We start from the raw sequence: 23,836 nt of genomic DNA, 5'->3' as shown, positions 1-23,836 counted from the left end.
AGGACTCTAAATCTTTAGAGTCACGGCATATCATGACAAATCCGCAGAAGATCAGTGACGAGCACGAGATCGCCGCACTGCTGTACCGCTACGCGCGCGCCGTCGACGGTAAGGACTGGGAGCTCTACCGTTCGGTCTTCACCGACGACGCGGTCATCGACTACACCTCTGCCGGGGCGGTCGCCGGCCCGCGCGATGAGGTCAGCGACTGGCTGAGCAAGGGAATGGCCGTGATTCCCTGGACCATGCACTACATCACCAACATCGAGGCCGACATCGACGGCGACACCGCGCGGGTCCGGGCGATGTTCTACAACCCGATGCAGCTGCCGGGCACGGCGGAGATGAGCGTATGCGGCGGCTACTATCACCACGAACTCGTCCGGACCCAAGACGGCTGGCGCAGCCGCGAGCTACGCGAGGAGAACGTGTGGTTCACCAATGCGCCTGGACAGCAAGGGCATTGATGACGCAGGGTCAGCAACCACCGGCCCCCAGGCCACCCGACGGCGACTGGCTGGGAACGCCGTTTCTGAAGTTCACCCGCGAGGGCGCCTTCGGAGTCTGCACCCTGGACCGGCCGGAAGCCCGCAACGCGATGACGCCGGCGATGTACTTCGGGATCAAGTACGCGGTCAATCACGTCGGCTCCGATCCCGATCTGGCGGGCCTGCTCATCACCGGCACCGGGGACGTCTTCGCACCCGGCGGCGACATGGGCGGCGGCGGTAGTGACAACTGGCTGACCTTCGGCTCGGCGCTCGGCATGGACGCGCTGCCCTTCGATACCCTGCGCCAGTCCGCCAAGCCGGTGGTCGCCGCGGTCAACGGACTCTGTCAGGGCGGGGGACTGCAGATCGCGCTGTGTGCCGACATGGCCGTGGTCAGCGACCGCGCCACCTTCCGGGTGCCCGAGCTCTACCGCGGCATCGCCGACACCTATTACAGCCAGATGCTCGCCCGGCTCATCGGTCCGGTACGGACCCGCGACCTGATGTTCACCGGCCGCACCCTGTCCGCCCGCGAGGCGCTGGAGTGGGGGATGGTGGCGCGCGTCGTTGCCCACGACGAGTTGCCCGTTGCGGCAAGGGAAGTGCTCGCACAGTGCTGCCGCACCGCACCTGCCGCCCGGGCAGTGATCAAGTCCAGCCTGGACAGCTACCTGGGCCTCTACGACCGGATCGGGATGCAGTCCAGCCTCGGCGCGCCCGAGTCGATCGAGGGCTTTCTGGCCTTCAAGGAACGCCGATCGCCCAACTGGGTGCACCCGAAACTACGGGTCGAGGGACGGCTGTAGGGCAGCGGTCACTTCTGCGGCGGCGCGCCGGCCGGCTTCGATCGCCCCGTCCAGATAGCCCGGATGCCCGCTGGCCGTCTCTGATCCAGCCCAGTGGAGGTCGCCGACCGGAGCGCATGCCATCGGCACGAATCCCTCGGTGGTGCCGGGTTTCGGCAGTGCGACGTACCCACCTTCGACGAATTCGTCCAGGTGCCAGGACTTCTCCTGCCAGTCGACCGGCTGCAGCACCTCATGACCGATGTGGGCCACCAGCGGCGCCAGCACTGCCTCGCGGCGCGCCGCGTCGTCCAGGAGGGACAGTTCGCGCGCCTCGGGGCCCCCGACCAGCACACACAGATGGCCGGGTCCTCCCGGCGCGGAGGTGTCGAAAACCGCGCTGCCGGGTTTGCCCAGGACGAGGAACTCCCCGCCGCCCCGTTCCCGCCAGAATGGCCGCTGATAGACAGCGACCGCCTTGAAGACCGACCCCATGTATGTATTGCACTGCAGGGCAACGTGATCCGCGGGTAGCGCGGGTTCGAACGCGATCCGCGACGCTACGGGCGGCGGCACCGTGACGATCACCTTGTCGGCCTGCACAACCCCTGACGGCGTGCGAAGCAGCACCCGGTCGCCACACTCGATCGAGGTCACCCGATGTCCGGTGCGCACCCGCGGGCCCAGCCCTGCCGCCAACCGCTCGACCAGCGCCCCGGCGCTCTCGACCAGCAATGATTCCTGGGCGCCGCCTTTGGTCCCGAGAATCGTCAGCAGGCCTCCCTGGTGACGGATCATGTCCGTGGCAGCCCGCACCGACAGCCGGTCGAGATCGCCGGTCCACGAGATCAGGGCCACCACCTCGAGCAGTCGCCGAGCGGTACGGCCCGGCACCTTGCTCAGCCAGCGGTCGAGTGTCGTCGCGTTGAATCCGGCCGGTGCCCCGAGCCGTGCCAGCACGCCGATCCCGGTCAGCGCCAGAGCCGAGACGAGCATCGACGGGCCCAGTGGTGAAACCCGCCGCGGGCCGTCGATCACGGTGGGCAGCGTCCCGGTGTGCATGGGAAACACCGTCACGCCCAGCTCGGTGGCCAACTCCTTGACCCGGTGGTGGTCGTGGCCGATCCACTGCCCACCGAGGTCGAAACGCGACCCCAGCGTGCTGGTCCGGCCCAGCACGCGCCCGCCCACGCGATCGGCCGCTTCGAGGACGATGACGTCGATGCCGCGGCGATCGAGCTCGTGCGCAGCGGTCAGTCCGGATAAACCGGCGCCCACCACGACAACCGTTGAGTTCCGCACCGAGTGCCTCCCGCGTCCAGAATAAGTCGGTCAACCGACCGAATTAGTAAGCCACAGTCGGTGGCGCCTGCGCAACACGGGTCACCGCGCCGCCGGGATCGGCTGGGGGTCGGCGAACATCACCAGCATGTCCACGGCGCGTTCGAGATCGTGCCGTGCGCGCGCGGCGTCGGTGCTGGCCACGTACTGCACGATCAGGCCGTCCAGCACGGCCAGCGCCAACCGCCCGAGTGTCGGGAAGTCGACGGCGCATCGTTCGCCGGCCGCCCGTGCCGCCTGCTCACACAGCGTGCTGACCAGATCGGTGTAGCGGTCGTACTGCAACTGGGCCAGTCCGCCCGCGCCTTCGCTACGCACCGAGTACATGGCCAGTTCGTACTGCATGATCTGCAGTCCGATCTGACGTTCGACCAGCGCGTTCCAGAACCCCGTCATACCCTGCCGCAGCCCGTGCGCGACGCCGCGGTCGGGCGCAAGGCCGGGCTGCACCGTCGCCACCACGTCGTCGATGACCGCCGTGATGACCGCGCGCAGCAACTGGTCCTTCGTCGGAAACACATAGTGCAGCGTGCCGAGCGGAATCCCGGCCTCGGCCGCCACCGCGCGCAAGGTCGTCCCCGGAACTCCGACGTCGCTCAGGACCCGGACCGCGGCGGCGACGATCTCCTCCTGGCGCCGCTCCGCACGCACGTATGCCATCGACGGCTCCTTGATTAGTCGGACAACCGACCGAAGTGTAAGCCCGGGATGGGGGTCTGGCGTCCAAACCCGCGACGGGGTGGAATAGGCGTGTGAAGCGACTCAACGGTGTCGACGCGCTGATGCTCTACACCGAGACACCCGAGATCCACATGCACACGCTGAAAATCGGCATCCTCGACGTGTCGAATATGGAGCAGGACTTCGACTTCGAGTTGTTTCGCTCGGTCGGGTACCAACGGCTTATGGCTCTTGAGCCGTTGCGCTACCAGCTGCTGGACATCCCGCTGAAGCTGCACCACCCCATGTGGGTGATCAACGACGACATCGACCTCGAATACCACGTACGCCGGGCTCAGGTGCCGGCGCCGGGTGGGCGCCGCGAACTCGATGAGTTGATCGGCGAGATCGCGAGCACCCCGTTGCGCCGTGATCACCCGCTGTGGGAGATGTACGTGGCGGAGGGGCTCGCCGACAACCGGATCGCCATCATTCACAAGGTCCATCACGTGTTGGCCGACGGCATGGCCTCGGCAAACCAGATGGCTCAGGCGCTGTCGCCGCATCAGCCCGAGCCGCGGCGGGTGCCGCCCGAACTGCCGACGCGCTCGCACCTGCTCAAGGAGGCCGTCCGCGACCACGCCGGGTTGATCCGGAAACTGCCGCGTCTGGTCAACGAGACGGCCTCGGGCGTCGCACGGGTGCGGCGCAGATCGAAGGAACGGGGCGCCAACCCCGACCTGGCGCGCAATTTCGCCCCGCCGCCGTGCTTCATCAACCACCGGGTCGGCCCGGGGCGCCGGTTCGCGACCGCGCCGCTCGCGCTGGCCGACGTCAAGGAGACGAGCAAGCACCTCGGGGTCACGCTCAACGACGTCGTGCTGACGACCGTCGCGGGCGCGCTGCGCCGATTGCTGCTGCGCTATGACGGCCACGCCGACGTCCCGTTGATCGCCGGGGTACCGGTGAGTTACAACCCGTCGCCAGACCGCTTGGCCGGCAATGAATTCACATACATGACACCGTCGCTGCCGGTGCACGTCGATGACCCGATGCAACGGGTGACGCTCACGGCGATGGCCACCAGGATCGCGAAGGAGAATCACCAGCTGCTCGGTCCGACCGTGCTGCCCGCGTGGATGTCCTATCTGCCGACGGCGTTGTCGCCGGGGATTTTTCGCACCCAGGCCCGGCGTATGGAGTCGGGCGCCGTCATGAACCTGGTCGTGTCCAACGTGCCCGGGCCGCGCGAACGCGGCTGCATCGAGGGGGCGACGCTCAACGAAATCTATTCGGTGGGGCCGATCGTCGCCGGCAGCGGCATGAATATCACGGTCTGGAGCTACGTCGACCAACTGGCCGTCTCGGTGCTGACCGACGACCGCACGCTCGACGATCCGCACGAGGCCACCGACGCGCTGATCGACTCCTTCCGCGAATTGCGCACTGCCGCAGGACTTTCCGGCGACCTCACGCCGGTCGCTGCCACCCTGCCGCCGGCCGCGGCGCTGATTTGACCGCGATGCGAGGCTGGCGCAGACACGTCGTTACCCGGTTGATGGTGGCGGGGCTCGTCGGCGTGGCCGCCGTGTCGCTGATCGCCGGCACGACGGGCTGGAAGTACGCGCCGAGCGTCGGCTGGACCACGGCGGCGCTGGTTTATCTGGTGTGGACGTGGATCGTCGTGCTGCCGATGGACGCCGAGCGGACGCGTGAGCACGTGGTGCCGGAGGACCCGCCGACCGGCTGGCTCATCGACGTGGTGATCCTGTCGGCGAGCGTGGCGAGTCTGGCCGGGGTGGCGCATCTACTGACCGCCAGTTCGAAGACCGGGGCCGAGAAGGACATCGCCGCAGCCATCGGAGTGGTCAGCATCGCCGTAGCGTGGTGCGTCGTCCATACCGTGTTCAGCATCCGCTATGCCGATGTGTACTACTCGGACTCGTCCGGCGGCATCGACTTCAACGGCACGGACAACCCGCGTTTTCTCGACTTCTTCTACGTCGGATTCACCATCGGAATGACCTACCAGGTATCCGACACCACGCTGAAGACCGGCCAACTGCGGCGGATCGCGCTGTGCCAGGCCCTGCTGTCCTACCTCTTCGGGGCGGTTATCCTGGCCGTCACCATCAATCTGGTTGTTGGGCTGAGTAATTCATGAAAGGAGCGTTCATGGCCGATCCCGACCGGCGCGCGCATCAGGAGGCTCGCACGGCTCGCGTCATCGAGCACATGCAGAGCGAGAACGTGCAGGAATGGGACCGGACGATGGCGACATTCAGCCATCCCCGTTACGAACTGCCCGACGGCACCGTGTTCGACGGAGCCGACGAGGTGATGCGGTACTGGATCGACGGCCGGACGCTGGTGCCCGACCAGACCAACGAGCTGATCGAGCTGACCCACCTCGACGACGGGCAGGTGCAGATCGAGTTCTGGTTGCGCGGTACTCCGACTACGGCGACGGAGCCGTTCGAGCTCCGGCTGTGGGCGGTGTTCGGCTTCGACGAGTCCGACCTGATCACCGGAGAACGCGTGTTCGCTCAGCCGCCGACGGCCGATCAGCTTGCGGGATGAATGTTTCTGGAATCCCCCAGACGGGAACGAGGACGTGTGCCGAATAGCGACGAACGTGGAGCGATCCGCAGCCTGATTCCCGCACGGATCGATCGGCTGCCCTGGTCGCCCTTCCACACGCGCATGGTGGTAGCACTCGGCGTGGCCTGGATCCTGGACGGCCTGGAAATCACGGTCGCCAGTGCGGTCGCCGAAACGCTGACCGAACCGCAGACACTGCATCTGTCGTCGGCCGCCGTCGGGTTCGTCGCCACCGTCTACCTGGCGGGCGAGGTGGCCGGTGCGCTGTTCTTCGGGCGCCTGTCCGACAAGCTGGGCCGGCGCAACCTGTTCATGGTCACGCTGGGCGTGTACCTGCTCGGCAGTGCGCTCACCGCCGCCACGCTCGGGAACAGTGCGGCCTGGATCGCGTTCCTCTATCTCACGCGATTCATCTCCGGGATGGGCATCGGCGGCGAATACGCCGCAATCAACTCGGCGATCGACGAGCTGATCCCGGCCCGGTTCCGTGGCCGGGTGGACATCGCGGTCAACGGCACCTACTGGGCCGGGGCGGTCCTGGGCACGCTGGGCACCTTCATTTTCCTGCGCGCGATCGATCTGAGCCTGGGCTGGCGCCTGGCCTTCCTGCTCGGCCCGGTGCTGGCTCTGGTGATTCTGCTGGTGCGGCGCAACCTGCCGGAAAGCCCGCGCTGGCAGGTGATGAACGGTCGCACCGAGGACGCCGAGCGGACCATCTCCCACATCGAGGAGGAGGTGCGGGCCACCGGGGCCGCGCTGCCGCCGGTCGACGAATCGACGGCCATCGAATTGCGGCCCGCCCAGGAAATCGGCTACCTCGCGCTGACGCGCGTGCTGTTTCGCGACTACCCGAGCCGGGCCGCGCTGGGTGCCGTGCTGATGATCAGCCAGTCGTTTCTGTACAACGCGATCTTCTTCACCTACACCCTGGTGCTGGGCAAGTTCTATGGCGTGCCGTCTGCGTCGACGCCGCTGTACCTCATCGCGTTCGCAGTGGGGAATCTGTTGGGGCCGCTGACAATCGGGCACTTCTTCGACACCATCGGCCGGCGCAGGATGATCGCGGGAACCTACCTGCTCTCGGGGCTGCTGCTGGCCGTCAGCGCGGCCCTGTTCCAGGCCGGCGTGCTGAACGCGATCACCCAGACCGTCGCCTGGTGCGTCATCTTCTACATCGCGTCGGCCGGTGCCAGCGCCGCCTATCTGACCGTCAGCGAGATCTTCCCGCTCGAGGTTCGTGCCAAGGCAATCGCGGTGTTCTTCGCCATCGCGCAGTGTTTCGGCGCCCTCGGGCCGGTCATTTACGGCGCACTGATCGGTGACGGCTCCAGGCCGCTGCTGCTGTTCCTGGGCTATCTGTTGGGCGCGGCGGTGATGATCATCGGCGGCCTGGTCGCCTGGTTCCTCGCCGTCGACGCCGAAGGCAAATCGTTGGAGGACATCGCCACACCGCTGGCGGCCAGGTGAAGTCATACTGAGTGTCGGGTACGGGTTCCGAGGACGGGAAAGGGACGTCAGTGGTCTTTCGCGCAGACCAGGAGATAGGCCGCGATCTGGCGGCCGTCGACTGGGCGTCGACTCCGCTTGGGCCAGTTGATAATTGGCCGCAGAGCCTGCGCACCGCCGTGGACATCCTGCTGTCGTCCCAGTTCTCCATGTGGATGGGCTGGGGCCCGGAGCTGACCTTCTTCTGCAACGCGGCCTACCGCCGCGACACCTTGGGCCGCAAGTATCCGTGGGCGCTGGGCCGGCCCGCCAGCGAAGTCTGGGCGGAGATCTGGCCGGATATCGCCCAGCGGGTGGAGCGCGTCCTCAGCGAGGGTGAAGCGACCTGGGACGAGGCGCTGATGCTCATCCTGGGCCGGTCCGGTTATCCGGAGGAGTCCTACCACACGTTCTCTTACAGCCCGTTGCGCGATGACGACGCCCGCGTCGTCGGACTGCTCTGTGTGGTCAGCGAGGACACCGAGCGGGTCATTGCCCAACGGCGCATCGCGACACTGCGCGATCTGGGCTCGGACCCCAGCGTCATCCGCACCGAGCGCCAGATGCTCGACTTCGCCTCAGGCCAGCTCAACAAGAACCCCTATGACCTCCCCTTCAGCCTGACCTACCTGTTCGGCGAGCGGGGCGACGCACAGCTGGCCGGTGTCAGCGGCATCGCGTTCGGGCATCCGGCGGCACCGGAGACGTTGACCGGCGACGGCGACTCGTTGTGGCCGGCCGACAAGGCGGCGCAGGGCGAATGTGAGGTGATCGAACTCGACGGCGTGGCGGCGAACCTGCCCACCGGCGCCTGGCCCGAGCCGCCGAAACAGGCCTTCATGGTGCCGCTGCTGCAACAGGGCGCCCCGCCGCTCGGGTTTCTGGTCGCGGGACTCAACCGGTATCGCGAGCTCGACGACGGCTACCGTGGTTTCGTCGAGTTGGTCGCCGGCTACCTCGCGACCGGGGTGAGCAGCGCCCGCAGCTACCAGACCCAGCAGCAGCGCGCCGAGGAACTCGCCGAACTGGACCGCGCCAAGACCACCTTCTTCTCCAACATCAGCCACGAGTTCCGCACCCCGCTCACCTTGATCCTGGGGCCGGTCGACGAGTTGCGCAGCCGCGACGACAGTCTCGACGAGACCGCTCGTCAGGAACTGGAGCTGGTGCACCGCAACGGATTACGTCTCGCGAAGCTGGTCAACACCCTCCTTGACTTCTCCCGCATCGAGGCGGGGCGGATGCGTGCCCAGTTCGAGCCGGTGGACCTGGCGTCCCTCACGGCCGAACTGGCCAGCGTGTTCCGTTCGGCAATCAACCAGGTCGGCCTGGCGCTCACGGTGGAGTGCCCGCCGCTGGACGAGCCGGTGTATGTCGACCGCGAGATGTGGGAGAAGGTGGTGCTCAACCTGCTCTCCAACGCATTGAAGTTCACCTTCGACGGTGGCATCTCGGTGCGGGTCACCCAGGAGGGCGGGCAGGCGGTGATCAGCTTCGCCGACACGGGGGTCGGTGTGTCGGCTGCCGAGATGCCGCGGCTGTTCGAACGTTTCCACCGCATCGAGACCTCCCGTGCGCGATCCACCGAGGGCAGCGGCATCGGGTTGGCTCTGGTGAAAGAACTGGTCGGGCTGCACGGTGGCACCATCACCGCCGACAGCCGGGAGGGCGAGGGCACCACCTTCACGATCCGGTTGCCCTTCGGTACGGCACATCTGCCCGCGGACGAACTGGTCGACCCGAGCGCCCCCCGGACCAGTATCGGCGCGATCTCGGAGCCGTATGTGCAGGAGGCGTTGCGCTGGCTGCCCGGCGAATCGGTGTCCACACCGGTTTCGGCGGCGCTGCCCGCAAAGGGCGGCGCCGCGCAGCCCCGGGTGCTCGTCGCCGACGACAACGTCGACATGCGGGAGTATCTGGGCAATCTGCTGGGTGCGTCCGGGTACCAGGTGAGCGGTGCGGCGGATGGTGAGCAGGCTTTGGAGGCGATCCGCGTCCAGCTCCCGGATCTGGTGATCAGCGACGTGATGATGCCCAAGATGGACGGCCTGCAGCTGCTGGCCGCGCTGCGGGCCGACCAGCGCACGGCAGCGTTGCCGGTGTTGCTGCTGTCGGCGCGGGCCGGTCAGGAAGCGTCCATCGAAGGCCTGTTGGCCGGCGCGGACGACTATCTGGTCAAGCCGTTCGCCGCCGCCGAACTGCTCGCCCGGGTGCGCGCCAACGTCGAATTGGCGCGGATGCGCAACTACCACGCACGCTGGCGCACCGCGCTGGTGGACTCGCTGCAGGAAGCCTTCTTCGTCATCGACGAACACGGCAGCGTCATCGAGATCAACGCGGCCTTCGGCGAAATCCTCGGCTACGGCCCCGAAGGACTTCCGTACGATCCTCCGCACGCCTGGTGGCCGGACCCCGAGCTCGATATCACGGCCCGCCAGCTGGTCGAGGACGAGTTCGCGAAGTCGCTCGACGAATCCGAGGGCAGTCTGACAATTCCGGTCACCCACCGCGACGGGCACCGGCTGTGGATCGCGGTCAACTTCAACCACGCTCATGACCCCGACTCCGGGCGCCGTGTCATGGTCGGCACCTTCCGCGACATTACGGCCGAACACTATGCCGTGCAGAGTCAGAGTGCGTTGGCGGAGCTCAATCAACAACTGGTGCAAGCAGATACGCTGACCGACGCCCTGCAGGGCGCCGCCGAGGTGCTGCGCCGGGTGTGGCAGGCCCGCCGGGTGCTGGCGGTCACCTTCGCCAACGGCCCCACCGAACGCGCACCGCGAGTCGTCTGCGCCGGAGAGCCGGTCGAGTGGGCCGACCTCTCGCCGGAACTGCAACAGCAGATCGGGTCCCTGCGCGAGACGGATCTGCTGAGCACCGTCACCGTCGATGCGGGCGTGGCCGGTATCGCGTCGCAGCATCCCCGCGGACTTCTGGCCATCTGGGTCGAACTGACCGAGCACCGGCGTTTCACCCGGGAAGACCAGACCCTGCTCGCGGTGCTGGCCGGGCGGCTCGGGCAGGGATTGCAGCGCGTCTACCAACTGGACGAGCAGCGCGAGACCGCGGTGGCGTTGCAGCATGCGATGTTGGGGCCGACGTCGCTGCCTCAGGGTTTCGCGGTGCGGTATCTGCCCGCGAGCCATCCGTTGCAGGTGGGCGGGGACTGGTACGACGTGGTCGATCTCGACGAGGATCGCGTCGCGTTGATCGTCGGGGACTGCGTCGGTCACGGCTTGGCGGCGGCGACCGTCATGGGCCAACTGCGCAGCGCCTGCCGCGCGCTGCTGCTCGAGCAGCCCAGCCCCGGCGCTGTTCTCACCGCCCTGGACCGCTTCGCCGAGCGACTCCCCGGTGCCCGCTGCACAACGGCTTTCTGTGCGGTGCTTACCCAGGAAACGGGGGAATTGGTCTACTCCAGCGCGGGGCACCCGCCCCCGATCATGGTGTACGCGGACGGCACAACGGTGCTGCTGGGTGGGGAACACGGGCTTCCCCTGGCGCTGCGCCCGAATTGGCAGCGCCCCGAAAGCCGCATCACCATGCCGCCGCGCGCGACGCTGTTGCTCTACACCGACGGGCTGGTCGAACGCCGCGGGCACTCCCTGGACGACGGCATGACACGTGCTGCCGACCTGGTGCAGAACGGCCGCTCGCAGGAGCTCGAAGAGGTGGCCGACCGGCTGATGTCCCAGCTGGAGCCTGGCGGCGGCTATCCCGACGATGTGGCCATGTTGCTGTACCGGCAGCCTGCGCCGTTCTCGCTGGAGTTCGCGGCCGACGCCAATTATCTCGCCGACAGTCGAGATGCCTTGCGCAGCTGGCTGACTCGGGCGGGTGTCGAGCCTGAGCAGATTCAGGACGTGCTGATCGCCGCCGGCGAAGCGGTGGCCAACGCAATCGAGCACGGTCACCGCGACCAGCGGGTGGGCACCGTCTCGCTGCGCGCGACAGCGATCGTCGACCGGCTGCAGGTCACCGTCACCGACACCGGAGCATGGAAGACGCCGACCCAGGTCGCCGAATTCAGCCGCGGACGCGGCATCTCCCTGATGCGAGTCCTGATGGAGGACTGCAGCATCCAATCCAGCGAAGCCGGTACGACCGTCTCCATGCATGCAAGGATCACGTAATGGCGACACCGCTCACCCTGAACACCGACCGTGACTCCGACGGGTCGCCACGCCTGACGGCCACCGGCGAGATCGACCTGAGCAACATCGAGGTGTTCAAGCGCGCTCTGTCCGACGCCAACGCGGGCAGCCGCGACCCGATAACCATCGATCTGAGCGCCGTCAGATATGTGGACAGCGCCGGCATCAACGCCCTGTTCGATCAGGCCGACGCTGTGGACGCGCTGCACGTGATCGTCCACCCGTTGCTCGTGCGCGTGCTCACGGTCAGCGGGTTCAGCAAGATCGCGAACGTCGAGGCTGCGTCGAAGGCACACGGCTGAACTGCATGTCAAGACTGCGCAGGTAGGTCTGCAACCCCGCGTCCTGCACCGGAATCAGGTGCGCCGGGGCGCCGGACTCGTTGTAGTGCGCGTGCCACATGCCGGGGGGCGTCGTGAAGGCGCCGCCGGCCTGCCAGTCCACCCGTATCGGGTCGGCGATACGGCCGTGATCGTCGAGGTGGGTGCCCAGGAGCGTGTAGCACCCCGGTTGGGCATCCAGAATCAGGTCGAGCGCGACGGACTGGTGACGGTGCGGGCGCTGCTCCTGACCGGGCGGCAGCACGCCGAACATCGCCCACAGCACATGCGTCAGCGTCAGGGTCTGCTCCTGCTCGGCGTTGGCCAGCAGCACGCTGACCCGGTTCCTCTCGTTGGCGCCCGGTTGCGCCGCAATGTGCTCGAGTTCGGCGACCACGTCCGCGGCGCGGAACTTGGTCGGACGGAATCGCGGTTCGGACGCCCGGACGCCGAGGTGGCGCAGCAACGGTTCGTCGTGCACCCAGTACATCGCCGCGTCCTCGCCGGCGCGGAAGGCCGCCCTGGCACCGGCTGGCAGAGTGAGGAAATCGCCCTTGGTCCAGCTGGTCGTGCGTCCGTCGACCGTGACGAGGCCCTGTCCGGACAACACGAAGTACATCTGCGAGGTGGCGTTGGGGCAGGTGTCGATCTGCTCGCCCGCGCGGATGCGCACGAAGTTGGCCAGCAGCGCCGGACTCGTGGCCGCGCCCGTGCTGATGCCGAGGTCGCCCGACAGGTCCAGCGGCACCACGCCGGTGGGCCGGTCCAGGTAGATCTCCGGGCTGAACTGGGCAATCGGCACCCGGGGCGTATGGCCTGAGCCGATCGGATCGGCGGCCTGGGTGTACTCGAAATAGCGGGCCTGCTCAGCCCAGTCCTCGACTGTCGCGGCGTGGATGTCCATTGTGGTGCTCATGTCTATATCGTATCTATCTTGTATCTATGCTGCAACCGCGTGTGCGTGGCGCCCGCCGAATAGAGTCGGGATACCACTGAGCCGCAAGGGAGGGCTGAGACGTTGGAGGTCACCACCGGTCCGGGCGCGGCCAAGGACCGTGCTCTGGACTACGTCAAGGCCAAGGTGCTGACCGGGGAGTTCCCGGGCGGGGAACTGATCAGCGAGGGTGAGGTCGCCACCGCGTTGGGGATGTCGCGCACCCCGGTGCGCGAGGCATTCCTGCAGCTGGAGGCGGCCGGGCTGTTGCGGCTGTATCCCAAGCGGGGAGCGCTGGTGGTGCCGGTCTCCCCGGACGAGGTGCGCGCGGTCCTGCAGGCCAGGCTGGTGCTCGAGGAGTTCGCGGTACGGGCGGTGATCGGGCGCGGTCCCGCTGCGTGTGCGGCCGTCTATGAACGACTTTCGGCGCAGGTGCAGCGGCAGCGCGAGGCTGCCGCCGGCGCCGAGTTGCACGAGTTCCTGGAGTCCGACCGCGCTTTCCACAACGCCACGCTGGAAGCGGCCGGTAACGCCATCCTGGCCGGCTTCTACTCGACCCTGCGCGACCGGCAGATGCGGATGATCGGCGAATCGGCGCGCCATCCCGAGCGCCTGGCCACCATTATCGACGAGCACGAACGCATCGCCCGGGCGTTCCGGGACGGGGACGGCGACGGGGCGCGCCTGGCCGTGCGGGCGCACCTTTCGGGCACCATGCGGGCCCTGGGCCTGGCAGCTGACCTGGACGGAGGTGAACAGTGACGCAGCGCGTCGTGGTGGTGGGCGGTGGCCTGGCGGGGCTGGCCGCTACGGTGTGGCTGGCCGAACTCGGCTACGCGGTCACTCTGGTGGAAAGCAACGGCAAGCTGGGCGGGCGCACCATCGGCCTGACGTCCGGGCACGGCGACTCCATCGAGAACGGCCAGCATGTGCTGGCGGGTTCCTACGACTGCATTTTCCGTTATCTGAAATCCATTGGCACGCAACATCTTCTGGAGTTTCCCGACGAGTTCGGCGTGCGGTATCCCGGCGGGCACGTCGAGACTTTCGGCCTGCGCCCGCGCAACGCGCGTCGCTTGCTGCTCGGAAGGGTGCGGGGTCTGGGACTGCCCGCTCTGCTGCGTGCCGCGCCGGCATGGGCCCGGCTGATGCGTGACGTGGTGCGGTTCGACGACGCGCTGGATGACATCACCGTCGATGAATGGCTCGACCGTTGTGGGTTTCCGGCCGAGGTGCGGCGAATCATGGTTAATTCCATGGTGATCGGCCTGCTGAACGAGCTGCCGCGGCTGGCTTCGGCACACGCCTTCGCCGCGCTGCTGCGTACGGGCGCCGACCGGGTGCGCCGCGGCGGCCGGTCGGCCATGCGCATCGGCTATCCGACCGTCGACCTGGAGACGTTGTACCTCAACGGCGCTCGGCAGGTGATGGCCGAACGTGGCGTACAGGTGCGGTTGCGCACCCGGGCGGCAGCGGTGGTCGTGGACGACGGCCGGGCGACCGGGGTTCGGTTGGCCGACGGCAGCGTGATCGACGCCGACGCGGTGGTGCTGGCTGTGCCGTCGTGGAATCTGCGCTCGCTGCTGGACGAGGTGCCGGGATCCGAGGAGATCCGGTTGGCGGCCAAACAACTCGAGCCCATCCCGATCATGAACGCCTACGTGCTGCTCGATCGGCCACTGGGGACCGTGGCGCCGTGGGAGTCGTTGCTGGACAGCGACATCGGCTGGGTCTTCGACCGCGACCGGATGCACGGTCCGCGCCCGGACGGTAACCATCTCTACGCGTTGACCACCTGCGCCGCCTATGACCTGATGACGCTGAAGAACCCGGAAGTGGCCGACCGCCTGGTCGGCGCGCTGCGCGCCAGTTACCCGGCCGCCCGGCAGGCCCGGGTTCTCGACGTCACCGTCGTGCCCTGGCCGAAGGCCACGTTCTCGTCCCGGGTCGGCATGTCAACCATCCGCCCCGGCAACCGGACCTCGGTGCCCAACCTGTTTCTGGCGGGTGACTGGACTCACAACGACTGGCCCACCACCATGGAGGGGGCGGCGCAAAGCGCTTCGTACGCAGTGGATCTCGTTCATGCTGCGCTCGGGTCGGGGAGTTGAGCGCAGCCGGCGGCGCACGGTATGAGATTCTGGGCCGCATGGCGAAGCTGCGAGGTCGTCGGGTTGCCGTCACCGGTGGGGCGCAAGGCATCGGGCGGGCGATCGGTGAGGCGCTGATCGCTGCGGGCGCATCCGTGGCCCTCGGCGATGTACAGGACGCCGCCGTCCGGCAGACCGCCGCCGAGATCGGGGCAACGGGCCATCACCTCGATGTGACCGACGCGGCGGGCTTCGAGGCCTTCCTGGACCAGGCGACCTCGGATCTTGGTGGGCTCGACGTGCTCGTCAACAACGCCGGCATCATGCCCATCGGGCCGTTCCTGCAGGAGAGCCCCGGCGTCACCCGGCGCACCATCGAGATCGACGTGCTGGGCGTGCTGACCGGCGCCCGGTTGGCCGGCGCCCGCTTCGCGGCGCAGGGATCGGGGCACATCGTCAACATCGCCTCGGTGATGGGAACCCTGGCTTCTCCGAACGCCGCCACCTATTGCGCGTCCAAGTACGCCGTCGTCGGCTTCAGTGAGGCGTTGCGTCAGGAGTGGCGGGGCAGCGGCGTCCACATCTCGGCGATCTGTCCCGGCTTCGTCCGTACCGAACTGATCGCCGGAATGTCGGCACCGGGGCCGCTGGAGCGCTTCCTGGTGGTCAATCCGGAGGACGTGGCCACAGCAGTGGTCGCCGAACTGGCCAACGGCGCCTCCCGCACCGTGTTCGTGCCCAAGGCGGTGGGTCTGGTCTCTCGCGGGACCGCCCCATTGCCGGCTGCCCTGGTCGATGCGGTGTTCCGGTTGTCGGGTGGTAACAAGGTCACCGCAGAGCTGGACCGCGAGCAGCGGGCCGCTTACCAGGCGCGTATCGAGAATCAGGAGTAACTATGGGGGACAACGACACTCGCATCGAGCTGACCGGCGTGCGGGGCGTGCCGGAAAGCGCGCTCAGCCATGCGCTGGTCGCGACGCTGCCGCGCAACGAAGCGCCCGCTCCGTGGGAGTGCCGCTGCTCCGCCCTGCTGTGGCTGGGTCGCGGCGGTCGCGCCGCGGCCGCAGCCCTGCCGCCGGCCTTGTCCGGCAACCCCGCCCTGGTGACCCTGGGCGCCTTTGTCCGTTACACCGACACCCCGGTGGGGGCCTACGACGAGGTCCTCGGCATCGTCGGTTCTCGCAGCGGGCTGCGACCCTGGGGCAACGTCGCCTTCATGTCGGTGGATTCGGAGTCCAGTCTGGTCGGCGGCCGCACCAACTGGGCGATGCCCAAAACTCTGGCCCGCTTCGACGGAGAGCTGGCGGACGGGAATCTGATCACCGGCAGCAGCACCTCCGAGCCGTCGTGGACGGTCAGCGCGACGCCGCGGGTCAAGGGCCCGGCGCTGCCGCTGAAAGTCAAGGGCAGCGCGCGCCAGCAGTTCGCGGACGGTCGCGTCGGGGACTCGCTGCTCACCTTCAACGGCCGGATCCGCCCGGCACTGGTGACCGTCGGTGTGTCCTCGTCGGGCCCGCTGCCGACATGGCTGCGCCCCGGACTGCACCTGGGCGCGTACGTCGAAGAGGCGACCTTCACCCTGGGCGAACCGAGGTTTGCGGACTAATCCAGCTCGCCGTACTCGTCGAACCAGTGCGCGAGCTTGCCGCGGCGGCTGACCGCGCGCAGCCGGGCCTCGGCCGCCGCGCGGGTCTTGCTGGTGGTGATGATCAGGAGCTCGTCGCCGCTCTCGATGCGGGTATCGGGTTCCGGGACGAAGGTGTGGCCGTCGCGGATGATCAGCGTGATGACGGCCGGGTCGGGCAGGCGCAGTTCCAGAATGGTCACGTTGTGCAGCCTCGACGGACGCTGCACCCGCATGGTCAGCAGTTCGGCGTCCAGCATGTCCAGCGGAGCGGCTTCCACCTGGATCTCGCGAGTCGCTTCACGGGAGATCAGGCCCAGCAGGCGCGCGATCGGCCGCAGACTGGGGCCCTGAATCAGGGTGAAGACGACGACCAGCACGAACACGATGTTGAGCAACCGGGAGCTGTCCGGAACGCCCTCCACAATCGGAAAGGTCGCCAGCACGATGGGCACCGCGCCGCGCAGGCCCGCCCAGGATAGAAAAGCCTGGTCGCGCCACGGCGTCCGGAACCAGATCAGGGTGCCCACCACCGACAGCGGCCGCGCCACCAGCAGCAGCACCAGCCCGATCACGATCGCGGGGATCACGTCGACCGCCAGTTCGCTCGGGTCCACCAGCAGTCCGAGCAGGACGAACAGACCGATCTGGGCCAGCCAGCCGACCCCTTCGGCGAAGGAACGGGTTGCCGAGCGGTGCGGCAGGCCGGAGTTCGCCAGCACCACGGCGGCGAGATACGCGGCGATGAAGCCACTGGCATGGGCGTCTCCCGCGGCGGCGAACGCCACCAGCCCCAGACCGAACGTGGCGATCGGGTACAGCCCGGAGGCCGGCAACGCGATGCGCCGCAAACCGAACGAGCCGAGGTAGCCCACCAGCAAACCGATCACGGAGCCGCCGAGCAGTTCGTAGAGCAGGTCGGTGATCGCGCCTTCGGGCTTCAACACGAAGGGCACCACCGAGAACATCAGAACCAGGATCACCCCTGGTGCGTCGTTGAATCCGGACTCCGCCTCCAGCAGTCCGGCCAGCCGCCGCGGCAGCGGCAGCACCCGTAGCACCGAGAACACCGCCGCCGCGTCGGTCGAGGACACGATGGCGCCCAGCAACAGCGCGAGCTGCCAGTCGAAGTGCAGCAACAGGTGCGCGCCCACCGCGGTGACCACGGTGCTGATGACCACGCCCAGGGTGCCCAGGGCGGCCGCGGGCGCCAGTACCTTGCGGATGTCGCTGAAGCGGGTGGTGAGGCCGCCTTCCACCAGGATGACGGCCAGCGCGGCGATCCCCACGTTGCGGGACAGGATGACGTCGTCGAACTGCAATCCCAGGCCGTCCTCGCCGATCGCGACGCCGACCAGCAGGAACAACAGCAGGCTGGGGAACCCGACGACGGTGGCCACGCGGGTACCGACGATGCTCGCCAGCAGCACGAGGCCGCCGATCGACACAGTCAGGTACAGCTGTTCCAGGGTCATGTGGTTCCAGTTCAGACGAGGCGATCTGGTGTGGACGAGGCCGCCGATTTCGGCGTGCTGTCAGTAAATCAGCCCGCGCCGGGCCGCCGCGCGTTGCACAGCGGGAAGTGCCGGGTCTCTGTCCATACGCAAAGATGGTCACGTGACCAAGCGGAAATTGCGGATCGGCATCGCCGGCGCCGGCAATGTGGGCCGCTCGGTCGCCCAGGAGTTGCTCGACGCCGGTCACAAGGTCCTGCTGATCGAGCGGCAACGGCGCAACTTCGAGCCGCACAAGGTGCCGGAAGCGGACTGGCTCAACGCCGACGCCTGCGAAATGTCCGCGCTGCAGGAGGCGGGAGTGCAGACCTGCGATGTGCTGATCGCCGCCACCGGAGACGACAAGGCGAACCTGGTGGTGGGTCTGCTGGCCAAGTCCGAGTTCGGCGTGCCGCGGGTGGTGGCCCGGATCAACGACGTGCGCAACGAGTGGCTGTTCGGCCAGTCCTGGGGGATCGACGTCGCGGTCTCGACGCCCGGCGCGATGGTCGCGGGCATCGAGGGCGCCATCGACATCGGGCACCTGGTGCGTCTGATGGGGCTGCAGGAGGGACGCACCGCACTGACGAAACTCACTCTGCCGCAAGATAATCCACTGGTCGGGCAGTCCGTGGGCGAGCTGGGGCTGCCGGCCAACACCGCGCTGGTCACCGTGGTGCGCGGCGAGAACGTCATCGTCCCCGGGCCCGAAGATGTGCTCGAAGCCAGTGACCAGCTGCTGTTCGTCGCCGGCAACGCTCGCGAGCGTGCCCTGTGGGCTGCCATCAACAGGGTCAGGCTCCCGTACATTCCCCGATCCTGAGCGCGGTACTAAACTTGCGACACCATGGCGATTCGGCGCGCCGTTCTGCTCATTGCGGATATCGGCGGATACACCAACTACATGAGCTGGAACCGGTTGCACCTCGCGCACGCGCAACAGGCGGTAGGCGCCCTGCTGGAGGCGGTGATCGACGCCGGTGGCAAGGGTCTGAAGCTGGCCAAGCTGGAGGGCGATGCCGCCTTCTTCTGGGTGCCGGACGGCGACGCCCGCGTTGTCTGCGAGAGGCTACCCAAGATGCGGCAGTCGTTCCTGGCGCGCCGCGAGCGGTTCAAGAAGGAAGCGCTCTGCGACTGTCGCAGCTGCGAGCAACTGGGCACTCTGTCGCTGAAGTTCGTGGCGCACGTCGGTGAGGTCGCCGAGCAGAAGGTGAAGCGCTACGTCGAGTTGGCGGGCGTCGACGTCATTTTGGTGCACCGCATGCTGAAGAACTCGGTGCCGATCCCCGAGTACCTGCTGATGACCGACGCGGTGGCCGAGTGCCTGGACGAATCGATGCGCCGGGCGTCGATGCCGCTGATCCACAACTTCGAGGGCATCGGCGAGACGTCGACGTTCTACGTCGATCTCTCGACCGCCGAGGTGCCGGACGCCGAGCCGCAGCGGGGCGGGCTGGGCAAACTGTCGGCGCGGTTCAACCTGGAGATGAAGACGCTGCCGTTCCTGGTGGGCCTGAAGAAACCCGCCGTCGGATTCCGCAACCTCGGGCGTGGCACCCCGGCGCAGGTGCCGGCCTGATGACGACGTCGGTCGACCTACTTCGCGAGATGTTCGAGCGCATGGTCGTCGCGAAGAACGGCGATTTGATCGAGCATTACTACCATCCGGAGTTCGTGATGTGCTCCGACGGGCTGACGCAGGGCTTCGCCGACTTTCGCGACAGCCACCGCAGGCTCTATGCCACGTCGATCGCCTACTCGGTCGAGTACGACGAGGAGGCCTGGGTGGAGGCGGCGGACAGGCTGGCGGGCCGGTTGTGGATCACCACGTCACGTCCCGGCGAAGAACCGACCCGGATAGAGTTGGTGCTGATCGCCGTCTATCGCGACGGGCGCATCTACCGGATCTTTGAGACTACCTGGCCGAGCTGGCGTAGCGTGGATGCGCTGGAAAACTACTGATACACAGTTTGTTTCACGGTTTGGGTAGCCGGCGCATCAGTTCGGCGGCCGCGTGCCGGCCGCTGAGCAGAGCGCCGTGGACGGTCGCCGGGTTGTCCGCTCCGATGGCCTCGCCGGCCAGGTAGAGCCGGTCGCCGACCGGTTCCTGCAGCCTGCGCCGGTCGTCGAGACCGGAACCTGGTGCGTGGAAGGAATACGAGCCCAGCGCGTAAGGGTCGGTGGTCCAACTCGAGGACCGCACCTCGGTGACGTCGGCGCCGAACACTTGCCGCGCGACGGGCTGCGCCCCTTTCACCAGATCGGCCGGGGGAGTGGACTCGACGCTGCGGCCCCGCGAACCGGGGTTGAACGCCAAGACGATCGGGCCGGAGGCCGCGGGCAGCGTGAACCACTGGGCCCACATTCCTTTCCCGGGGCCATTTTCGGGGCTCAGGTACTCGTAGAAGGCGTTCTCGGTGTCCCAGCTTCGTCGCTGAAAACGGAAGTAGCTCTTGGCCAGTACGCCGAAACCCAGCGCATCGATCGCGTGCGCGTGCCCTTCGGGCAGCGGTGGATCGAAGGTGATGCTCGCGGCCTTCAGCACGCCCAGCGGCACCGTGACGATCGCGGCGGATCCTTGGAAGGTTCGGTCGCCGGCCCGGATGGTCACCGAATTATCCTGTCGCGCAACGGAAGTGACGGGGGTATTGAGCACGATCGGGAGCCCGTCGGCCAACAGTTGCGGTATCGCGTCGTATCCGCTGGTGATCACCGACTGGGGCCCGTCGGTGAACTTGCCGAGGTCGTACGTCGTGGCCGAAAGCTGGCCGGCGTCGGCGGCGTACTCGTCCTCGATCTCGGTGGTGACGTAGAAATCCAGTTCGGCGCGCTCACGGTCGGTGAGATCGCCGGACTGAGCGGTGATGGCCGCGCCGAGTGTTCCGCCGGTCACCTCGTCGCACGCGTCGGACACCAGACGCCGCCAGGTCTTGGGGTCGAACGTCATCGGCTGCAGCTGGGGGTCGATCACCAGTTTGGTCGAGTCGTCGTAGTCGGTGGGCACCACCGAGGCGTGCACCTGCTGCGCCAGCGCCACCAGCGGATTGTTGGTGGTGCCGTGGATCCAGGACGCGCCCATCTCCAGCGGCACGCCCCAGTCACGGGTGGTGTGTACCCGTCCGCCGATCCGGTCCCGGGCCTCGAGCACCCGCACCGGCCAGCCCGCGTCGGCGAGGCTGCGCGCCGCGCCCAAGCCGGCCATTCCGGCGCCGACGATCAGGACCGATTTCGTGTCCGGCGGCCCGGTGGCGGTGGGTGCGGTGGAGCGCTGTGCCTGATGCCCGGAGGTAGTGCAGCCACCAGCCAGCAGGGTCGTTGCCGCCAAAAATCCGCGGCGGGATAACTCTGGCACGATTTCGCCGTTATCTGATCGTGTTCTGGTTTGTGACGGACCGCACATTACGGTCAGGTAAAGTCGCGGGCAACTGGATGGCGGCAACGGAGCCGTGACCAAGGCGGGAGCGGTGATGAGTGCTCGGATGACTACCCGTGAAAGACCGGTTCGGCAGTTGCCGGCCGCCTTGCCGCCGAGCCGCACCGTCAAAGTTCGCGCAGCTGACGGCACCACACTGCACGCAGAGGTGTTCGGCCCGCCCGAGGGTTACCCCATCGTCCTGACGCACGGTTTCGTCTGTGCCATCCGGGCGTGGTCGCACCAGATCGCCGAGCTGTCCACCGATTACCGGGTGATCGCCTTCGACCACCGCGGCCATGGCCGCAGTGCGGTACCGCGCCGCGGCGGGTACAGCCTCAAACACCTCGCGTCCGATCTCGACTGCGTGCTGGACGCGACCCTGGCGCCGCACGAACGGGCGCTGATCGCCGGACACTCGATGGGTGGCATGACCATCCAGGCGTGGTCGGAGCGCTACCGCCACAAGGTCCGCCGCCGTGCCGACGCCGTTGCGCTGATCAACACGGCCAGCGGTGACCTGCTGGACAAGATCAGACTGCTCTCGGTGCCGCGCGGTCTGTCGCCGGCCCGAGTGGTGGCGGGGCGGACCCTGATCAGCGCGGTCGGTGGGCTGCCGCTGCCGGGCGCGGTCCGGATTCCGAGCCGGTATCTGGTGGCGATGATGGCCTGCGGTGCCGGCGCCGACCCGGCTGTCGTCCAACTCGTCTACGAACTGTTCGCACAAACCTCACCGATGGGCCGCGGTGGCTGCGCGCGGATGCTCATCGAGGAGATCGGCTCCCGGCACCTCAACCTGGAGGGGCTCACGGTGCCGACGCTGGTCATCGGCAGCGAACACGACCGGCTTACTCCGATCAGCCAGGCCCGTAGGCTCGCGCGCACCGCGCCCAACGTGGTGGACCTGGTCGAGTTGCCCGGCGGGCACTGCTCCATGCTGGAACAGCCGGACGAGGTGAACAGGCAGCTGCGTGCCCTGGCCGAAGCGGCCGTCGACCGTCAGGCCCGAGTGACGCTGATCAGCTCATAGCAGCGCGGCGACCTCGGCGGCGGCCCGCTGGCCGGATCGCACCGCGCCGTCGAAGTACCCGGTCCATTCGTCTGCCGTCTCGGTGCCGGCCCAGTGAATCGGCCCGACCGGCCGCCGCAGCACCTTGCCGTACTTGGTCCAGGACCCCGGCGGCACCGCGGCGGTCGGCCCGCCCGGCGCGAATTCCTCTGACCCCCAACGGAAATCCGTGTAGTCGAGTGGGTTGAGCGCTTCCTCGCCATACAGCGACGCAAAACAGCGCAGCGCCTCCTGACGTCGCCGGTCGGCGGGCAGCGAGTCGAAGGCGCGGGGGTCGACGAAGCCCAGCAGGATGCCCGGGCCGTCGGCGTGCGGGCTGACATCAAAGGTGATGAACACCGGGCCCTTGTCCAGCAATGCCTGGCCGGAGAAGCCCTTGGCCCGCCAGAACGGGGTTTCGTAGGCGGCGTAGGCCTTGGTCAGGCGGCCTTGTGGCCAATGCCGGGCGAGTTCGGTGTATTCGGGCGGCAGTGGGGGATTGAACTCGATGCCGGCACGGTGGGCGGGCGGAATCGCGACGATGACGAACCCGGCCTCGGCCTGGCCCTGATCGGAAGTGACCGTAACTCCCGACCCGTGCCGTTCGATGCGTCGTACGCACGCCTCCAGCACCACGCGGTCGCCTAGTTCGGCCGCCGCCCGGTCGGCGATCTGCTGGGTGCCGCCCGGCACCAGGTCCTGCTGTGCGCCGTTCTCGGTGTCGAGCAACCGGTTGAGTCCGCCGGCCGCGCGCACATACCGGGCAGCGTGCAGCATCGAGACGTCCTCGGGTTCGCAGCCCCACGTCACCCGCGTCATGATCGCCATCAGGTCGCGGGAAGAGTCGGTGGCACGCACCATGCTCAGCCATTGTCCGAGCGAGACGCCGTCGAGTTGGCGCGCCCGTTTCGCATGCCAGGGCGCGGCTATCGGGACCGTGCGCGAGAGCCGCTCGAACTGCCACTGCAGCCGGCCGATGTCGAGCAGACCGACCAGCGACAGCCGGGGGATGGTGCCGCTGTAGGGCCGGGCCGCACCGCGCCAGTGGATGACGTTCTTGCCGTCGTGGTAGGTGGGGACGGTGGGCAGTCCCAGCTCGCTGATCAGCTTGAGCACCGCGTCCTGGGTGGGGCCGACGAACGAGCCGCCCCGGTCGATGGGCAGCCCGGCTACGCTGCCGCTGAACGAGCGGCCGCCGACGCGGTCTCGGCCCTCCAGCACCAGCACGTCGTGGCCTTGCTGGGTGAGTTCCCGAGCGGCGGCAAGCCCGGCGAGACCGGCGCCCACCACGACAACGTCGACATTCCAGGGGGGGTTCGGCACGTGCTCCAGTGAACAGCATTGCCGGTCGGTTCCGTAGGGTTACTTCCGTGCCGGATCTTGAGGTGGGAGTGC

General features: G+C 67.8%; 22 protein-coding genes. 16 read left to right on the top strand and 6 right to left on the bottom strand.

What is annotated here, in order from left to right:
* The first annotated feature begins 32 nt into the window (after positions 1 to 32).
* Together QXH22_RS06440 and QXH22_RS06435 are read left to right on the top strand one after the other, a co-directional pair.
* Complete coding sequence (locus QXH22_RS06440) at positions 33 to 467, top strand: nuclear transport factor 2 family protein (RefSeq protein ID WP_306241884.1); 435 nt, start codon at positions 33 to 35, stop codon at positions 465 to 467.
* Positions 467 to 1,297 carry an enoyl-CoA hydratase/isomerase family protein gene (locus QXH22_RS06435; protein ID WP_306241883.1) on the top strand — a complete coding sequence of 277 codons (831 nt, stop codon included), beginning with the start codon at positions 467 to 469 and terminating at the stop codon, positions 1,295 to 1,297. Before QXH22_RS06440 ends, QXH22_RS06435 begins: the two co-directional genes overlap by 1 nt.
* Here the strand turns inward: QXH22_RS06435 and QXH22_RS06430 are convergent.
* Positions 1,274 to 2,578: an FAD-dependent oxidoreductase gene (locus tag QXH22_RS06430; protein ID WP_306241882.1), complete on the bottom strand. Its 1,305-nt coding sequence runs from the start codon at positions 2,576 to 2,578 to the stop codon at positions 1,274 to 1,276. The genes QXH22_RS06435 and QXH22_RS06430 overlap by 24 nt on opposite strands.
* An 81-nt stretch (positions 2,579 to 2,659) precedes the next feature.
* Positions 2,660 to 3,277 (bottom strand): TetR/AcrR family transcriptional regulator, encoded by a 618-nt coding sequence (locus QXH22_RS06425; protein WP_306241881.1) that lies wholly within the window; start codon positions 3,275 to 3,277, stop codon positions 2,660 to 2,662.
* Positions 3,278 to 3,369: 92 nt separating this feature from the next.
* Here QXH22_RS06425 and QXH22_RS06420 point away from each other — a divergent pair, with 92 nt between their 5' ends.
* Genes QXH22_RS06420 through QXH22_RS06395 form a run of 6 tightly spaced genes read left to right on the top strand, consistent with a single transcriptional unit; the run spans position 3,370 to position 11,822 of the window.
* Positions 3,370 to 4,794 (top strand): wax ester/triacylglycerol synthase family O-acyltransferase, encoded by a 1,425-nt coding sequence (locus QXH22_RS06420; protein ID WP_306275196.1) that lies wholly within the window; start codon positions 3,370 to 3,372, stop codon positions 4,792 to 4,794.
* 5 nt (positions 4,795 to 4,799) lie between these two features.
* Positions 4,800 to 5,441 (top strand): DUF1345 domain-containing protein, encoded by a 642-nt coding sequence (locus QXH22_RS06415; protein ID WP_306244371.1) that lies wholly within the window; start codon positions 4,800 to 4,802, stop codon positions 5,439 to 5,441.
* A gap of 11 nt (positions 5,442 to 5,452) precedes the next feature.
* Positions 5,453 to 5,857 carry a hypothetical protein gene (locus tag QXH22_RS06410; protein WP_306241879.1) on the top strand — a complete coding sequence of 135 codons (405 nt, stop codon included), beginning with the start codon at positions 5,453 to 5,455 and terminating at the stop codon, positions 5,855 to 5,857.
* 36 nt (positions 5,858 to 5,893) lie between these two features.
* Positions 5,894 to 7,345 carry an MFS transporter gene (locus tag QXH22_RS06405; protein ID WP_306241878.1) on the top strand — a complete coding sequence of 484 codons (1,452 nt, stop codon included), beginning with the start codon at positions 5,894 to 5,896 and terminating at the stop codon, positions 7,343 to 7,345.
* Positions 7,346 to 7,395: 50 nt separating this feature from the next.
* A complete protein-coding gene (locus tag QXH22_RS06400) occupies positions 7,396 to 11,499 on the top strand; it encodes a SpoIIE family protein phosphatase (RefSeq protein WP_306241877.1) in 4,104 nt (1,367 codons plus the stop codon).
* The gene (locus QXH22_RS06395; RefSeq protein ID WP_306241876.1) at positions 11,499 to 11,822 is read left to right on the top strand and encodes an STAS domain-containing protein; all 324 of its coding nucleotides are present in this window, start codon (positions 11,499 to 11,501) and stop codon (positions 11,820 to 11,822) included. The genes QXH22_RS06400 and QXH22_RS06395 overlap by 1 nt, the downstream gene beginning before the upstream one ends.
* Here the strand turns inward: QXH22_RS06395 and QXH22_RS06390 are convergent.
* A complete protein-coding gene (locus QXH22_RS06390; RefSeq protein ID WP_306275195.1) occupies positions 11,776 to 12,756 on the bottom strand; it encodes a cupin domain-containing protein in 981 nt (326 codons plus the stop codon). The genes QXH22_RS06395 and QXH22_RS06390 overlap by 47 nt on opposite strands.
* Before the next feature lie 102 nt (positions 12,757 to 12,858).
* On the opposite strand from QXH22_RS06390, the gene QXH22_RS06385 reads away from it, so the two are divergent.
* The 4 genes from QXH22_RS06385 to QXH22_RS06370 are packed head-to-tail and all read left to right on the top strand — an operon-like array spanning position 12,859 to position 16,470.
* On the top strand, positions 12,859 to 13,536 hold the full coding sequence (locus QXH22_RS06385) for a GntR family transcriptional regulator (RefSeq protein WP_306275194.1): 678 nt from the start codon (positions 12,859 to 12,861) through the stop codon (positions 13,534 to 13,536).
* The gene (hpnE, locus tag QXH22_RS06380) at positions 13,533 to 14,885 is read left to right on the top strand and encodes a hydroxysqualene dehydroxylase HpnE (protein ID WP_306275193.1); all 1,353 of its coding nucleotides are present in this window, start codon (positions 13,533 to 13,535) and stop codon (positions 14,883 to 14,885) included. Before QXH22_RS06385 ends, hpnE begins: the two co-directional genes overlap by 4 nt.
* Before the next feature lie 38 nt (positions 14,886 to 14,923).
* On the top strand, positions 14,924 to 15,757 hold the full coding sequence (locus tag QXH22_RS06375; RefSeq protein ID WP_306275192.1) for an SDR family oxidoreductase: 834 nt from the start codon (positions 14,924 to 14,926) through the stop codon (positions 15,755 to 15,757).
* A 2-nt stretch (positions 15,758 to 15,759) separates the two neighbouring features.
* Complete coding sequence (locus tag QXH22_RS06370) at positions 15,760 to 16,470, top strand: acetoacetate decarboxylase family protein (RefSeq protein ID WP_306275191.1); 711 nt, start codon at positions 15,760 to 15,762, stop codon at positions 16,468 to 16,470.
* Here the strand turns inward: QXH22_RS06370 and QXH22_RS06365 are convergent.
* The gene (locus QXH22_RS06365) at positions 16,467 to 17,963 is read right to left on the bottom strand and encodes a potassium/proton antiporter (protein ID WP_306241870.1); all 1,497 of its coding nucleotides are present in this window, start codon (positions 17,961 to 17,963) and stop codon (positions 16,467 to 16,469) included. The genes QXH22_RS06370 and QXH22_RS06365 overlap by 4 nt on opposite strands.
* Before the next feature lie 157 nt (positions 17,964 to 18,120).
* Between QXH22_RS06365 and QXH22_RS06360 the strand changes: the two genes are divergently transcribed.
* Genes QXH22_RS06360 through QXH22_RS06350 form a run of 3 tightly spaced genes read left to right on the top strand, consistent with a single transcriptional unit; the run spans position 18,121 to position 19,943 of the window.
* Positions 18,121 to 18,804, top strand: a complete 684-nt coding sequence (locus QXH22_RS06360) for a TrkA family potassium uptake protein (RefSeq protein WP_306275983.1) — start codon at positions 18,121 to 18,123, stop codon at positions 18,802 to 18,804.
* 24 nt (positions 18,805 to 18,828) lie between these two features.
* Complete coding sequence (locus QXH22_RS06355; protein ID WP_306241869.1) at positions 18,829 to 19,560, top strand: DUF2652 domain-containing protein; 732 nt, start codon at positions 18,829 to 18,831, stop codon at positions 19,558 to 19,560.
* On the top strand, positions 19,560 to 19,943 hold the full coding sequence (locus tag QXH22_RS06350) for a nuclear transport factor 2 family protein (RefSeq protein WP_306241868.1): 384 nt from the start codon (positions 19,560 to 19,562) through the stop codon (positions 19,941 to 19,943). Before QXH22_RS06355 ends, QXH22_RS06350 begins: the two co-directional genes overlap by 1 nt.
* Before the next feature lie 13 nt (positions 19,944 to 19,956).
* Here the strand turns inward: QXH22_RS06350 and QXH22_RS06345 are convergent, their stop codons facing one another.
* Positions 19,957 to 21,333: an NAD(P)/FAD-dependent oxidoreductase gene (locus QXH22_RS06345; RefSeq protein WP_306275190.1), complete on the bottom strand. Its 1,377-nt coding sequence runs from the start codon at positions 21,331 to 21,333 to the stop codon at positions 19,957 to 19,959.
* A 115-nt stretch (positions 21,334 to 21,448) separates the two neighbouring features.
* Here QXH22_RS06345 and QXH22_RS06340 point away from each other — a divergent pair, with 115 nt between their 5' ends.
* Positions 21,449 to 22,423, top strand: a complete 975-nt coding sequence (locus QXH22_RS06340) for an alpha/beta fold hydrolase (RefSeq protein WP_306275189.1) — start codon at positions 21,449 to 21,451, stop codon at positions 22,421 to 22,423.
* On the opposite strand, the gene QXH22_RS06335 is transcribed toward QXH22_RS06340, so the two are convergent.
* The gene (locus QXH22_RS06335; RefSeq protein WP_306275188.1) at positions 22,418 to 23,764 is read right to left on the bottom strand and encodes a flavin monoamine oxidase family protein; all 1,347 of its coding nucleotides are present in this window, start codon (positions 23,762 to 23,764) and stop codon (positions 22,418 to 22,420) included. The genes QXH22_RS06340 and QXH22_RS06335 overlap by 6 nt on opposite strands.
* Positions 23,765 to 23,836: the final 72 nt, after the last annotated feature.

This window comes from Mycobacterium sp. TY814 (assembly GCF_030755175.1).
In the GTDB taxonomy this organism is placed as follows: Bacteria; Actinomycetota; Actinomycetes; order Mycobacteriales; family Mycobacteriaceae; genus Mycobacterium.
This window is presented reverse-complemented; position numbering and strand designations above follow the sequence as displayed.

What these genes read in the sequence shown, in the direction of transcription:
- QXH22_RS06440 (WP_306241884.1), top strand. Translation starts at nt 33, where the DNA reads ATGACAAATCCGCAGAAGATCAGTGACGAGCACGAGATCGCCGCACTG.
- QXH22_RS06435 (WP_306241883.1), top strand. Translation starts at nt 467, where the DNA reads ATGACGCAGGGTCAGCAACCACCGGCCCCCAGGCCACCCGACGGCGAC.
- QXH22_RS06425 (WP_306241881.1), bottom strand. Translation starts at nt 3,277, where the DNA reads ATGGCATACGTGCGTGCGGAGCGGCGCCAGGAGGAGATCGTCGCCGCC.
- QXH22_RS06415 (WP_306244371.1), top strand. Translation starts at nt 4,800, where the DNA reads ATGCGAGGCTGGCGCAGACACGTCGTTACCCGGTTGATGGTGGCGGGG.
- QXH22_RS06410 (WP_306241879.1), top strand. Translation starts at nt 5,453, where the DNA reads ATGGCCGATCCCGACCGGCGCGCGCATCAGGAGGCTCGCACGGCTCGC.
- QXH22_RS06395 (WP_306241876.1), top strand. Translation starts at nt 11,499, where the DNA reads ATGGCGACACCGCTCACCCTGAACACCGACCGTGACTCCGACGGGTCG.
- QXH22_RS06390 (WP_306275195.1), bottom strand. Translation starts at nt 12,756, where the DNA reads ATGAGCACCACAATGGACATCCACGCCGCGACAGTCGAGGACTGGGCT.
- QXH22_RS06375 (WP_306275192.1), top strand. Translation starts at nt 14,924, where the DNA reads ATGGCGAAGCTGCGAGGTCGTCGGGTTGCCGTCACCGGTGGGGCGCAA.
- QXH22_RS06370 (WP_306275191.1), top strand. Translation starts at nt 15,760, where the DNA reads ATGGGGGACAACGACACTCGCATCGAGCTGACCGGCGTGCGGGGCGTG.
- QXH22_RS06365 (WP_306241870.1), bottom strand. Translation starts at nt 17,963, where the DNA reads ATGACCCTGGAACAGCTGTACCTGACTGTGTCGATCGGCGGCCTCGTG.
- QXH22_RS06355 (WP_306241869.1), top strand. Translation starts at nt 18,829, where the DNA reads ATGGCGATTCGGCGCGCCGTTCTGCTCATTGCGGATATCGGCGGATAC.
- QXH22_RS06350 (WP_306241868.1), top strand. Translation starts at nt 19,560, where the DNA reads ATGACGACGTCGGTCGACCTACTTCGCGAGATGTTCGAGCGCATGGTC.
- QXH22_RS06340 (WP_306275189.1), top strand. Translation starts at nt 21,449, where the DNA reads ATGAGTGCTCGGATGACTACCCGTGAAAGACCGGTTCGGCAGTTGCCG.